10 protein-coding genes are annotated in these 13,375 nt (G+C 51.4%); 4 read left to right on the top strand and 6 right to left on the bottom strand.

All coding sequences use genetic code 11. The features are described from left to right. Window positions 1–96: 96 nt before the first annotated feature. The 3 genes from VB712_RS17690 to VB712_RS17680 all read left to right on the top strand — a co-directional run bounded on the left by VB712_RS17690 (window position 97) and on the right by VB712_RS17680 (window position 4,236). Entirely contained in the window at window positions 97–294 is a 198-nt protein-coding gene (locus tag VB712_RS17690; RefSeq protein ID WP_323257143.1) for a hypothetical protein, read from the top strand. A 94-nt stretch (window positions 295–388) separates the two neighbouring features. Next, window positions 389–3,472 carry a phosphoenolpyruvate carboxylase gene (gene ppc / locus VB712_RS17685; RefSeq protein WP_323257141.1) on the top strand — a complete coding sequence of 1,028 codons (3,084 nt, stop codon included), beginning with the start codon at window positions 389–391 and terminating at the stop codon, window positions 3,470–3,472. A 104-nt stretch (window positions 3,473–3,576) separates the two neighbouring features. Continuing rightward, window positions 3,577–4,236 (top strand): hypothetical protein, encoded by a 660-nt coding sequence (locus VB712_RS17680; protein WP_323257139.1) that lies wholly within the window; start codon window positions 3,577–3,579, stop codon window positions 4,234–4,236. 98 nt (window positions 4,237–4,334) lie between these two features. On the opposite strand, the gene dnaB is transcribed toward VB712_RS17680, so the two are convergent. Genes dnaB through VB712_RS17665 form a run of 3 tightly spaced genes read right to left on the bottom strand, consistent with a single transcriptional unit; the run spans window position 4,335 to window position 10,373 of the window. Beyond that, on the bottom strand, window positions 4,335–6,788 hold the full coding sequence (dnaB, locus tag VB712_RS17675; protein ID WP_323257137.1) for a replicative DNA helicase: 2,454 nt from the start codon (window positions 6,786–6,788) through the stop codon (window positions 4,335–4,337). Between the two features lie 5 nt (window positions 6,789–6,793). Further along, a complete protein-coding gene (locus VB712_RS17670; protein WP_323257135.1) occupies window positions 6,794–7,243 on the bottom strand; it encodes a hypothetical protein in 450 nt (149 codons plus the stop codon). A gap of 34 nt (window positions 7,244–7,277) precedes the next feature. Beyond that, a complete protein-coding gene (locus tag VB712_RS17665; RefSeq protein WP_323257133.1) occupies window positions 7,278–10,373 on the bottom strand; it encodes a valine--tRNA ligase in 3,096 nt (1,031 codons plus the stop codon). A gap of 101 nt (window positions 10,374–10,474) precedes the next feature. Between VB712_RS17665 and VB712_RS17660 the strand changes: the two genes are divergently transcribed. Continuing rightward, window positions 10,475–10,687 (top strand): DUF2256 domain-containing protein, encoded by a 213-nt coding sequence (locus tag VB712_RS17660; RefSeq protein WP_416236388.1) that lies wholly within the window; start codon window positions 10,475–10,477, stop codon window positions 10,685–10,687. Here VB712_RS17660 and VB712_RS17655 read toward each other — a convergent pair. The 3 genes from VB712_RS17655 to cysE form a co-directional block, all read right to left on the bottom strand. After that, window positions 10,635–11,486 carry an Rpn family recombination-promoting nuclease/putative transposase gene (locus VB712_RS17655; RefSeq protein ID WP_323257129.1) on the bottom strand — a complete coding sequence of 284 codons (852 nt, stop codon included), beginning with the start codon at window positions 11,484–11,486 and terminating at the stop codon, window positions 10,635–10,637. The two genes, VB712_RS17660 and VB712_RS17655, sit on opposite strands and share 53 nt — an antisense overlap. A gap of 76 nt (window positions 11,487–11,562) precedes the next feature. Continuing rightward, the gene (locus VB712_RS17650; RefSeq protein WP_323257127.1) at window positions 11,563–12,510 is read right to left on the bottom strand and encodes a glycosyltransferase family 2 protein; all 948 of its coding nucleotides are present in this window, start codon (window positions 12,508–12,510) and stop codon (window positions 11,563–11,565) included. Window positions 12,511–12,576: 66 nt separating this feature from the next. Continuing rightward, a complete protein-coding gene (gene cysE, locus VB712_RS17645) occupies window positions 12,577–13,338 on the bottom strand; it encodes a serine O-acetyltransferase (protein ID WP_323257125.1) in 762 nt (253 codons plus the stop codon). Window positions 13,339–13,375 lie beyond the last annotated feature (37 nt).

The following is a 13,375-nucleotide window of genomic DNA, read 5'->3' as shown; positions in this document are numbered from 1 at the left end:
GCAAAAAAAACAATTCCTGTATGAACCCTTTGGATCTAATCACTACAGGCAAAGGGGTATTTTTCGGCTAAACTACTGAGCAGTTCAGCTTTGTAAATGCCTGTGAATTCCCAACAGTTAGCCCCCCCCACTCCCATCCTTTTGGCGATCGCCACACTTCCCTTTTTGGGAGGGGTTTTTGCCATAGCAGCGATCGCCTCTAGCCTCCAAACCTGGGGCGAAGTGAGTACAGAACTGTTCCGGGGCGATCGCCTCCCCGTTCTCCCCTTCCCCACCCGTCCATCCCTAGATTGATAAACGTAACTCTCTGTTGCTAAACGTGTCGAAATCGGCGCGTTAACCCCGGAGATCCCTTAGACTACCGTAGTATCTGCAACCATCGCCCATCATGAGTTCGCTGCTTCAATCCCCAGAGCAAACCTTGCAACTACCCTCCAACTCGATGCTCCTGTTGCACCATCGCCTCAAGATGGTTGAAGATCTATGGGAATCGGTCTTGGTATCCGAATGTGGCCAACCCCTCGTCAATCTCCTGCGTCAACTCCGGGCCATCTGCTCCCCGGAGGGCCAAACCACCAACCTCGATAAATCCGCCGTCCTGCCGGTTATTGAACAGCTTGACCTCAACGAAGCGATCCGCGCTGCCCGTGCCTTTGCCCTCTATTTCCAACTGATCAACATCATTGAGCAGCATTACGAACAGCGGGAACAGCGGCTCTCGCGCAGGGCTACCTATAAAGAGCAGCGATCGCCCCAATCCCCCCCACCATTGGTAACAGAGTCCAACGGGGAAACCAACAGCAACACCCTTGATGTACCGCCCTTAGGCGCACGGCAATTGGAAAAGAACCTCCAAGAGAGTGAAGCCGCCAAGCCCAAAGCAGGCACATTTCACTGGCTCTTTCCCTATTTACGCCAGCAGAATATGCCCCCCAAAAAGATCCAGCGGCTCCTGGATCATCTCGATATTCGCCTCGTTTTCACCGCCCACCCCACAGAAATCGTCCGCCACACGATCCGCCGCAAACAGCGGCGCATCTCCAACCTGCTGCGCCAACTGGATCAAGCCGAAGAAGCCTATCGGGGCCTAGGGCTAGATAACTCCTGGGAAGCGGAAACCGCCTCCCATCAACTCCATGAGGAAATCCGCCTCTGGTGGCGTACTGATGAACTGCATCAGTTCAAGCCCACCGTTTTGGATGAAGTAGACTATACCCTCCATTATTTCCAAGAAGTCCTGTTTGATGCCCTACCGGAATTGTCGATCCGCCTCAAGCAAGCCCTCCAAGATACCTTTCCCCATCTCCGCCCGCCCCAAAGTCGGTTTTGTTATTTTGGCTCCTGGGTCGGGTCAGACCGGGATGGCAACCCCTCCGTTACACCGGAAGTGACTTGGCGCACCGCCTGCTATCAGCGCAATATTGTCCTCGAAAAATACCTCACCTCCGTCCATGAGTTGATTCTGCAACTGAGTCTCTCGCTCCACTGGAGTAACGTCATGCCGGAATTGCTCGATTCCCTCGAACAAGACCGCGCCCATTTAGGGGAAGTTTACGACAAGTTAGCAATTCGCTACCGTCAGGAACCCTACCGCCTCAAGTTGGCCTACATTCAAAAGCGACTGGAAAACACCAAAGATCGCAACCAACTCCTCACCAGTGCCAACCCCCATCAACAAAAATTGTTAGATGAAATCAATCCCAAGGCAATTTATCAGTCTGGGGATCAGTTTTTGGCAGAATTGCGGCTGTTGCAACGGAATTTAAGTGAAACGGGGATTGCTTGCCAAGACCTCGATAAGCTGATTACCCAGGCAGAAATCTATGGGTTTTATCTAACTGAATTAGATGTGCGTCAGGAGTCTTTACGCCATTCTGAGGCGCTGACGGAAATTGCCCACTATATCCAAGCCTTACCCAAACCCTACGATGAACTGACGGAGCAGGAGCGGCGGGATTGGTTGATTGCGGAACTGCCGACGCGGCGGCCGTTGGTACCGGCGGAGGCTCCTTTTTCGGAGCGCACCACGGAAACCATCGAAACGTTCCGGATGATTCGCCGCCTCCAAAAGGAATTTGGGCCGCAAATTTGTCGCACCTACGTCATTAGCATGAGCAATGATGTCAGTGATATTTTAGAGGTGCTGATTTTGGCCCAAGAGGCGGGGCTATATGATCCCGTAACGGGGATGTGTGGGATTCAGATTGTGCCGTTGTTTGAAACGGTGGATGATTTGAAGCGGGCCCCGGCGGTGATGAAGTCGCTGTTTGAGTTGGAACTGTACCGGGCAACGTTGGCGGGAGGCTATGATGCGTTGCGCCTCCATACGCCGGAACCCGATGCCCTCTATTCCCAACTGCCCCATGTGCAACCTCTTCAAGAGGTGATGTTGGGCTATTCGGATAGTAATAAGGATTCGGGATTTTTAAGTAGTAATTGGGAGATTCATAAGGCGCAGAAGGCGTTGCAGGCGATCGCCAGTCAGTACGGCATTGCGTTGCGGATTTTCCACGGTCGGGGCGGTTCCGTGGGCCGGGGGGGTGGCCCCGCCTATGAGGCGATTTTGGCCCAACCCAGTTCGACGATTAATGGCCGGATCAAAATTACGGAACAGGGGGAGGTATTGGCCTCGAAATATTCCCTACCGGAATTGGCGCTTTATCATCTCGAAACGGCATCAACAGCGGTGTTGCAATCCAGTTTATTGGGCAGCGGCTTTGATGATATTGCCCCCTGGAATGAGATTATGGAGGAGTTAGCGATGCGATCGCGCACCTGCTACCGTAACCTCATCTATGAGCAACCGGACTTCATTGATTTCTTTATGGCGGTGACTCCGATTCAGGAAATTAGCCAATTGCAAATTAGTTCCCGCCCGGCTCGCCGCAAGAGTGGCAAGAAGGATTTAAGCTCACTGCGGGCCATTCCTTGGGTATTTAGTTGGACGCAAAGCCGGTTCTTACTCCCCGCTTGGTATGGAGTGGGCAGTGCCTTAAAGAGTTTCATGGATGAGGAACCGGAGGAAAACCTCAAGTTGATGCGCTATTTCTACTTTAAATGGCCTTTCTGTCGGATGGCGATTTCTAAGGTGGAAATGACGCTGGCCAAGGTAGATCTGCGCATGGCGCAGCATTATGTCCAGGAGTTATCTCAACCGGAGGATCGCGATCGCTTTATGAAGGTGTTTGATCAAATTGCGGAGGAGTTCAATCTCACCCGTGAAATCATTCTGGCCATTAAGGGGACTCCCAATCTGTTGGATGATGATCCGGAGTTGCAACGGTCTGTATATCTGCGTAACGGCACGATTGTTCCCCTTGGTTTTCTGCAAGTTTCGTTGCTGAAACGGTTGCGGCAATACAGTAGTCAGGCTTCGGGGGTGATTCACTACCGCTACAGTAAGGAGGAACTCCTCCGGGGGGCGTTGTTAACGATTAATGGCATTGCTGCGGGGATGCGAAATACGGGCTGATCCTTCCTCTGAGGACTAAACTTAATAGATAGGCATGGGGGCAAAAGGTTTAAATTTTGCGCCCCCACATCCATCCACTTTCACAAGTGCCTGAGGGGGATAACATGACGGCGGCAATTGGGGAAATTATCAGCAATGGGATTTGGTTTGATGTCAAAAATTGGGCAACAGCAATGGTTGAACGGGATCAATTTTTGCAAACGATTGAAGTCTTTTTTGATGCTTTGGCGGCAAGAAAGGTTAATTACTTATTGGTTGGCGGTGTAGCTTTACTGAGTTATGTGGATGGGCGCAATACTCAAGATATTGATTTGATTTTGGCTCGTGCAGATCTGAATGCTTTGCCTGAATTGGTGATCAATGATGAAAATCAGAATTTTATACGCGGTTTATTTGATCAGTTACAGGTTGATATTTTGCTCACTCAAAATGAGTTATTCAAAGAGATTTTAGAGCAGTTTTCAGCAGAACGACAATTTGGCGATCGCCTCGTTCGGTGTGCCACGGTGGAAGGGCTGATCATCCTCAAATGCTATGCGTTGCCCTCCCTTTACCGCCAGGGACAATTTAGCCGGGCGAGTATTTATGAAAACGATATTTTGCTCCTCCTCTTAAATTATCCTGTAGATGTTAATCCGCTGTTAAAGATTCTATCTATTCATCTCCTCCCTAGTGATCTCAGAGAATTGCAAGCGATCTTAGGTGAAATTCAAAGCCGAATTCAGCGGTTTTCCAGTCAACAGCAAGCCTTGAGCGATGAGTAGAGACCTCTTGAGAAACCGGGTTTCTGTGAGTATATTCGTCAAGAACGAGGAGATGCAAGAAACCCGGTTTCTGACTTGCAGCGGATTTCATCTCAAATTTACTCCCTGGCCAGGTTTTCAAATTTGGTGAGTTCGGGTTGAAAGAGGAGGCGAATGGTTCCGGTGGGGCCGTTGCGGTGTTTAACGATGATCGCTTCGGCCACATTGCGATCGGGGGAGTCGGGATTATAATAAGCATCCCGATAGAGCATTAAAATTACATCGGCATCCTGTTCGATCGAGCCGGATTCCCTTAAATCGGACATCATCGGGCGTTTATTGGTGCGGGATTCTACGCCGCGACTGAGTTGGGAAAGGGCGAGGACGGGAGCATTGACTTCACGGGCTAAACCTTTGAGCGATCGCGTAATCTTCGATAACTCCTGGACTCGATTATCACTCCCCCCTTCCATTAACTGGAGGTAATCGATCAACACTGCGCCAATTTTGCCCTTTTGTTCCGCTTGTAAACGGCGCACTTGCGATCGCATCTGCATCACAGTCAAACTGACACTATCATCAATATAGATCGGTAATTCCGACAATGTACCAATGGCAACGGCAATTTTTTCCATTTCCGTACCGATTAAATGTCCTGACCGAATCCGATTACTTTCGACCCCCGCTTCACTGGCTAATAGGCGTTGGGATAGCTGTTCTTTAGACATTTCCAAGCTAAAAATAGCCACGGGTAATTGATGGCTTTTGGCAATGTTTGCCGCCACATTTAAAGCAAAGCTGGTGTTATGGACACAAATATCATTAGCGACAAAATTATGATGATCGGGAATTGTCAGATCGTAAACCTGTTTATTCCCTTGGGGGGTAATGGCGACAATTTCATCCCAATAAACATCACTGGTGGCGATCGCCCGTAATTCTGGATCTTCTAAGGCGGTGGCCAGGGCTAACAAACGGTGACGACTGAGGGCGCGTTTACCCACATGAATATTACTCGTGCATTGGAATTCGGCACGGGTAGCCAAGGACTTCCAGGATTCTTCGCCTTTGGCAGTGGCTATAGCTTCCCAAATTTCTACCGGAATTAAATCACAGTTGGTTTGTTTGCGCCGCTGACTCAAAGCAGTGGTGATTTTTGCTAAAGCAGCTTCTTTCCCTAAAATACCAATGTGATCAATGAAAATCTGTAAAGAGTCAGAATCGGTAATATCCAATTGCCAGGCGGGACGATGATGATCCTGATCTGTTTTGCCTAAAACTCTTGATAACTCTTCCTCCCCCTTTTTAAGGGGGATTGAGGGGGATCGATCTATCTGATTAATTGAGAAATGACTATTTTTAATAGAGTAAAGTCGGGCAATAATCCCAAAGCGAAGGAGCAAGTGCTGAACTTGTCGGGCTAAGGTTTCGCTGACACTAGCATAACTAACTTGAGATTGACCACTTTTTAAAGCTGTAGCCCAACCATCGGTAGCGAAGAGGCGATTTAAAAATAAAGCAACTTGAGATTTTTCAAGATTGAAAACCACAGGGTAGATATTTAATAAAGTCGAGTTCGCCAACGCTTCGATCTCTTTCGCCGAAATTTGTGCTGTACCAAAAACTGGAAGGTGGCGCGGGACGGCAATTTTTTGCCCGACGGTGAGATTGTGGAGCGATCGCCACCCTTGAATCGTTAAAAACGGATGAGATAGCGTTGTTTCAATGCGGCGACCCGTCCGGGTTTTCACCTCAAAAACCGGCTTAACCCCATCATCCACATAAACCGAGGGTTCTGTCCAATGGAATCGCCAATCTGGCCCCAATGTCAACAACTTAGCCCCTTGTTGCTGATAAATTTCCTCAAGGGTTTGGACAGACCCATCCGCCAGCACAATTTCCGTATCCCCCGTTAAACATTTTCCCATCGACGGCCTGGCGGCAATAATAATTAAATCCGAACGTTGAAAACCACTGGTCATCGCATCGAGGTCATAAAAGCCACAGCTTAACCCCGGCATTGTTGTACTATCCTGCTGGTTTTCAATCGTCGCAAACGCTTCAATTAATGACTCCGAAATATGCACCAAACCCTCTTGGGGCCGCTCTTGGGTGAGGTTAAATACCTTCTGTTCCGAGCGATCCAACACCTGCTCTAACTCTAACGTCGTGTCATAACCCAACTCCGCAATTTCATAACTCACCCCAATCAACTGCCGCCGCACATATTTCTCCATGATCAGCAGGGCATAGCGGTCAATATTCACTGCCGACACCGTGCGATCCACTAACTGGGCCAGCTTCCCTGTGCCTCCCACCTTCTCCAACTCTCCCTGATCCTGGAGCCAACTCGTTACCGTCATTAAATCCGTGGGTTTGCCCTGACGATGGAGGGCTAACGCGCCCTGATAGAGAATGCGATGGGTGGAATCATAAAATGCCTCCGGTTTGAGCAGATCCGCCACCCGACCCATCGCCTCCGGATCGAGTAAAATCCCCCCTAAAATTGACTCCTCCGCCTCCAAATTTTGGGGCGGCAAGGCATCACTAAAGGCGGTAAAATCCTCAGCCATTGCCCCTAAGCTTGCTCCTGTTCGCGGATGGCTTGCCAGTGTTTTTCTAACTCCGCCTGTTCCGCCTCAAACCGCTCCCGTCGCGTTTCCAATTCGAGATTTTTAATGCTCATTTCTTGACTCTTTAGCGTCAATTCCTGCCGCCATTGCTCAATTTTGTTCTCCTCCGTTTGCACCCACTGCTTCACATCGCCTTGGGCGGCTAAATTCCGGAGTAAATTTAACACCCAATCCTGAGCATCCTGAATCCGCAAGGGTTGGCCCCCTTCGTCACAATCCACCAACACCCACATCCCCGCCTGGAGGGGGGGAATGAGGGGCAAGGCTTGGGGCGCGACGGTGTAGGGTTTGGCTTCATGGACAGCCCAAACCTGATCAGCCCTTTGCTCCGCTAGGAGGGTTAGCTCGATCCCATCGGCACTTGAATATTTTCGCACTTGGGCTAAATACAACATAGGGGTGATGGGTCAGGGGGTAAACAGAGAGCCGTTATTGCAACCGCGTGAGGCGATCGCGCAGGATTTCTGCCTGTTTATGGGCTTCAGCTAAGGAAAGTCGTGCCGATTCAACAACATCCGCTGGTGCTCTATTGACAAAATTAGCATTACCCAAACGACCCGTCAGGGCTTCGGCTTCTTTTTCTACTTTACTTAACTTCTTCTCGAGCTTTTCACGCAGGGTATCAATCTCGACAATCCCTTGCAGGGGGATTAATACCTGCACCGTCCCAACGACGCTACCAAAGGCGCGATTACTATCGGCTTCGGTCAGCGTTGCGGTAATGGTTACGGTTTCCCCCTTTGCCAATTCTTGGATGTAAGCTTGCCCGCCTTGGAGAATCTTGCGCTCCGTGGCAGCATCACTTTGGAGCAGGATGGGGACTTTCACGCCGGGTTTAATTTCGGCTTCGGCCCGCAGGTTCCGCACGGTGCGGATTGTGCCAATGATCAGGTCGAAATCCTCCTCTAGGGTGGGGTTGCTGAGGGTGTAGGGGGAAACGGGGGGGGTGGGGTTGCTCATGACTTTAGCCCATTGGTTTTCCACTGTGCCGCTGACATTGCCCCAGAGGGTTTGCAGTTGGCTGAAGGTGGTGTGGCGTTGCTCTTCGGTGAGGAGGCGTTTATAGACAAACCAGCAGATCACACCGAACCCGATGATCCGGAAGCTGGGGGCTAAGAGGGGGATGCTTTCGATGGTTCCGAGGAGGGTGGCGAGAACTTTGAGGCTGAGGAAGGCGATCGCCCCCACCCCCAAGGCCACCAACAGCGGTTTTTGTTTGGTTAACGCGCCCGTGGAACCCGTCGGTTCTGGGGTTTCCATCGGGGGCAATTCCGGCTGATCCGCTAAAATTTCATCCACGACGGGATAGGGTTGGGTGGCGAGGACTGTACCGGGGGATTGGTGCAAGGTTTGCCAAATTTCCTCGGTGACGTGGGGCATGAAGGGATGGAGCAGTTTTAAGATCCCATCTAAAACATAGGCGAGGGTTTGCTGGGCTACCCGTCGCGAGGCCGCTGGGCTGCCCTCCCTTAACCGAGGTTTTGCCAGTTCAATATACCAATCGCAGAAATCCCCCCAAATAAATTCATATAAACCTTTAGCCGCTTCCCCTAAACCGTAGGCTTCAATTTGACTGCGGGTTTGGGCAACGGTGTGGTAGAAGCGCGAGAGAATCCAGCGATCGCTCAATTCCAAACTGCTCGCAGCGGGAACCCCCAAGCCGACGGGGGTTTGCCCCTCCAAATTCATCAACACAAACCGCGCTGCATTCCAAAGCTTATTGGCAAAATTGCGGGAAGCTTCAATAGCTTCGGAGGTTTCCGTGGCGCGATCGTACTGCAAACTAATATCCTGGCCCGCCCCCGCCACTTCCTTAATCAGGGTATAGCGCACTGCATCGGCCCCATACTGGGCAATCAATCCCAGGGGATCAATACCGTTATTGGCGGATTTAGACATTTTTTTACCATTTTCATCCCGTACCAAACCATGGATATAGACATCCTTAAAGGGCATTTGGTCGGTAAAATAACCCGCCATCATCGTCATCCGGGCCACCCAGAAGAAGATAATGTCAAAGCCCGTAACGAGGGTGCTATTGGGGAAATAGGCCGCCAGATCCGCTGTTTGCTCCGGCCAGCCCATGGTGGAAAAGGGCCATAGTCCCGAAGAAAACCAAGTATCCAGAGCGTCGGGATCGCGCTCCAATTGCGCATCCTCACCATATTCCGCCTTGGCCTTGGCCCAAGCCTCCGCCTCATCGTGGGCCACAATCACGGGGGTATGGTCAGTAATTTGCCCCTCGGTGTGATTGACCACATACCAAGCGGGGATCTGATGCCCCCACCACAGTTGCCGAGAAATACACCAATCCTTAAGGCGCACGAGCCAATCGCGATAGACCTTTTGCCAGCGATCGGGGACAAAATGGGGGGAATATTCCTGATCGAGGGATTTTAAGGCCCGTTGGGCGAGGGGGTCAATTTTGACAAACCATTGGGTTGAAAGGAGGGGTTCAATGGGAACCTTGCCGCGATCGCTATGGGGGACGGTGTGGCGATAGGGTTCCACCTTCACTAACATCCCCAATTCATCGAGCTTCTGGACAACATTTTTCCGCGCCACAAACCGATCCTGGCCGACAAATTCCCCCCCCGCTTCATTGACCGTGCCATCTTTATTGAGGATCGTAATCATCGGCAAATTGTGCCGTTCCCCCATGGCAAAATCGTTGGGATCATGGGCCGGCGTTACTTTCACGCAACCCGTGCCAAAGCTAGCATCGACAAATTCATCAGCAATAATTGGAATCTGCCGGCCGAGAATCGGCAGTGTTAAAAATTTACCAATCAAGCTTTGATAGCGTTCATCGCTGGGATTCACCGCCACCGCCGTATCCCCGAGCATCGTCTCCGGTCGCGTCGTCGCCACCTCCACAAACCCCGTCCCATCACTGAGGGGATAGCGGAAATGCCAGAGATGGCCATCGACTTCCTGGGGTTCCACTTCGAGATCGGAAACGGCGGATTGGGAAGCAGGACACCAATTCACCAAATAATTACCGCGATAAATTAAACCGGCTTCGTAGAGTTGCACAAAGGCATGGGCCACGGCTTTACAAAGGGTTTCATCCAGGGTGAACCGTTCCCGCGTCCAGTCCGCTGAGAGGCCAATGCGGCGCAGTTGATTGATAATTGTACCGCCGGATTGGGCCCGCCATTCCCAGGCGCGGCGCAGAAATTCCTCCCGGCCAATCTCCTCACGGCTTTGCCCCGCTTCCCGCAGTTGTCGCTCTAAAATCGTCTGTACCGCAATACTGGCGTGGTCTGTGCCGGGTAAACAGAGGACATCTTTACCGAGCATCCGATGGTAGCGGATCAGCGTGTCAATCAGGGCCGTGTTGAAGGCGTGGCCCATGTGGAGGCTGCCGGTGACGTTGGGGGGCGGGATGATGATCGTGTAGGGTTCTTTGCCGCTGGTGGGGTCTGCACGGAAGGCCTGGTCTGCTTCCCAATGGCTTTGCCATTTGGCTTCGGTGGTGTTGGGGTCGTATTGGGGGGCTAGGGTGGGAATGTTAGCCGTCATGGGATTGCGTGCAGCCTCACTGAAAGATTGCCACCAATTTCGATAAAATTGGCTCAATGTCTCATTCTGCCATATCTTCGAGTGGTATTCGATTAATCTCTATGCCCCGGCAAAAAGCGAAAGGGGACTGGCCCCAAAAAATCTGCCCAGTGTGCGATCGCCCCTTCACTTGGCGCAAAAAGTGGGCCACCTGTTGGGAGGAGGTGAAATATTGTAGCGATCGCTGTCGGCGGCGGCGCAGGGTGAAGAGGGGCGATCGCGTTAACTTAGATCTGCCATATCTTCAGGTAATTCCCCGACATCCTCTGGAATAGCTTCTTCATCAAGCTTCAACTCCTCCAACGTCACCCCCGCGACCTTCAAGATCGGCTCAATCGGTATCGCCCAACCCTGCAAGAGTGGCACAATTTTCTGGAGCAGACTGACGCGACCTTCTTGACGACCTTCTTGACGACCGGCCTGAAGACCTTCTTGACGTGCTTCTTTGATCATTGCTTGATAAAACGTTGATTCTTGCATGGCTCGACTCCTCATCACTTGTTGAATCACATCTGCTTCTAATTTTAGCCCAGCAAATATCGCCGTTGTCGCTTCCAAATTGCGCTGCATTCCTTCATCAGCCACAATTTCCGGAATCCGACGCTGAATTTCCTGAAGTACCCCCACGGCATCATTTTCCGCCGCTTGGGACAGAATTGCCAAGGGCAATAAGCCTGGAACATCCCAGAATACCGATTGGGGTTGCTCCCACAAGCGCAGGACTTCAAAGCGATGGGTCATCCCTTGGGCTTGAAATTCCGTTTCGTAGACGAGGGGCGAGCGGCTAGTGCGGAGATAAATCACCACCTGTTTCACCCGTTTTTGGGGAAATTTCTTGTGAATGCGCAGAAAATAGTCCGCCATCCGGCGGGGCATCGTCGGGTCTGGCTGGGTTTGGAATTCCACCTGTAGCACCACATCATCCCCTTGCAAGAGCAATGAATCGGCACGAATGGGATCACTCGCCAATTCAGTGGGTTGGAGTTCGGTGAGGGGGATCGGCTGACCGATTAACCAGGCGGCAAAGTCTGCGGGATAGGTTTCAATCAGAAATTTGCAAGAGTTGTCATACACGGGCGATACAGTTCATTTGTATAAATTTATCGGACTCAGGGAGAACAGTAAGCTTTGCTCTCTGCTCTTTTCTTCCCTAGGAATGCGGAAGGCGACGGAGCAGGGTGAAGAGGGGCGATCGCATCGTGACAGGGAATTGGGCGAGGATTTTACCGAGGGTTGCTTTGAACGAAGGGGGACAGGCCCGCAAGAGGGCTTGGCCTTGGGCGGTTTCCCCCTGTTCGATCAGCCGTAAACCCAGCAACAGCCGCGTTTCTGCTAACCGGGTTTGGCGCACTTGCTCTAAATTTGCTGATTCAAACTGAAACGCCTCTAAATATTGCAACTTATCGGCTAAATAGCGACGGGCGCGGGCGGGGGTGTTTTGCTCCGGATGGCGGCGGTATTCCATCAGTAATTCTGGCAGATAATAGGCTTTTTTTCCCGCTAAGGCCAAGCGAACCAAGAGATCATTATCTTCGCAGTTTTGCCAATCTTGGCGCATAAAATCCACCGATTTTAAGGCACTGTAGCGAAAGAGCGTGGCCCCAATTTGCAAACTTTGATCAATGAAGACGGTGGCGAGGAGATTGGCGATTGGGCCAGGGGGGAGGCGATCGCGCCGCCATTGGTGGGAATTGGCCTGGGTTGCCACTTCATCCCTTTGATTGTCAGCATCAATAATCCAGTGATCCGTCCCCACTAAATCAATTTCTGGGTGCTGGTCTAAAATCGCCACAGTACGGGCTAAAAATTCGGGGGTGAGGCGATCGTCATCGTCAAATTTAATAAAATATTCCCCTTGGGCCGCCAAAAACCCAGAGCGCATATTATTACTTTTACCGATATTTTCGGGGTGGCGCAGGTAGCGAATCCGTGGCTCATGCTGATAATTCGCCATTAAATCCGCCGTGCCATCGGTGGAGCCATCATCACAGACAATTAATTCCCAATCGGTATAGGATTGAGCCAACACTGACTCAATGGCAACTTGCAGAAAATGCACCCGGTTATAGGTGGGAATTGAAACGGTTACTTTAGCCATCCCCTCTCTTTTCCCCCATCAAAAACAGTGGGGGCAAAAAATCCTTCGCCCCCACAATTAAAAAACCTAAATCCCCGAACCGTCGAGAAATTCGCGGATTTCCCGATCAGCGAGGCGGCAACTGCCGGAAGCCGTGAGTTGGGGCCGGGGGCGATCGCCTAAGGCCGCTTTCACTAACGAATTCGTCCCGGCCTGCTGCTGTTGCAATGTGGTTAACTGCTGCTCAAGGTTTTCAATGCGATCGACTAAGGTACGAATTACCGCCGCCTCAGAATCCGGCAGCTTGCCATGTTCCAGGGGATTCACTCGCACCCCAGAGCGGTACAGCACCCGCCCCGGCACACCCACAACGGTGCAATCGGAAGGAACATCCCGCAACACCACGGAACCCGCACCAATACGCACACTATTGCCAATCTGCAAATTGCCTAATACCTTCGCCCCGGCTCCCACCACCACATTCTCGCCCAGGGTGGGGTGACGTTTGCCGGTTTCTTTCCCGGTTCCGCCTAACGTTACACCTTGATAGATCAGGCAATAATCCCCGACAATCGCCGTCTCGCCAATCACCACCCCCATACCGTGATCGATAAATACCCCTTTGCCAATTTGCGCCCCCGGATGGATTTCAATGCCGGTGAAGAAGCGAGCAATATGGGAAAGCAAGCGTGGTAGGAAGGGCAGACCGAGATGATAAAACCAATGGGCGACGCGATGGCACACCAGTGCCTGCAAACCCGGATAGCAGAATAAAACTTCTAGCCAGTTGCGGGCCGCGGGGTCGCGCTCAAAGATAATTTGAAAGTCGGCGATGAGTGAGGATAGCACGAGTTTTTCAGGAATAACTTAAGCCTTGATTATCTTA

The organism is Spirulina sp. CCNP1310 (genome assembly GCF_034932185.1).
Lineage (GTDB): Bacteria > Cyanobacteriota > Cyanobacteriia > Cyanobacteriales > Spirulinaceae > Spirulina.
Note: the sequence above shows the minus strand (reverse complement) of the source record. Positions and strands in the feature narration are given on the sequence as shown.

Excerpts from the sequence above, each read along its gene's own strand:
- VB712_RS17650 (WP_323257127.1), bottom strand. The coding sequence starts at position 12,510 with ATGGCTAAAGTAACCGTTTCAATTCCCACCTATAACCGGGTGCATTTT.
- dnaB (WP_323257137.1), bottom strand. The coding sequence starts at position 6,788 with ATGGCTGAGGATTTTACCGCCTTTAGTGATGCCTTGCCGCCCCAAAAT.
- VB712_RS17690 (WP_323257143.1), top strand. The coding sequence starts at position 97 with ATGCCTGTGAATTCCCAACAGTTAGCCCCCCCCACTCCCATCCTTTTG.
- VB712_RS17665 (WP_323257133.1), bottom strand. The coding sequence starts at position 10,373 with ATGACGGCTAACATTCCCACCCTAGCCCCCCAATACGACCCCAACACC.
- VB712_RS17670 (WP_323257135.1), bottom strand. The coding sequence starts at position 7,243 with ATGTTGTATTTAGCCCAAGTGCGAAAATATTCAAGTGCCGATGGGATC.
- VB712_RS17660 (WP_416236388.1), top strand. The coding sequence starts at position 10,475 with ATGCCCCGGCAAAAAGCGAAAGGGGACTGGCCCCAAAAAATCTGCCCA.
- VB712_RS17680 (WP_323257139.1), top strand. The coding sequence starts at position 3,577 with ATGACGGCGGCAATTGGGGAAATTATCAGCAATGGGATTTGGTTTGAT.
- ppc (WP_323257141.1), top strand. The coding sequence starts at position 389 with ATGAGTTCGCTGCTTCAATCCCCAGAGCAAACCTTGCAACTACCCTCC.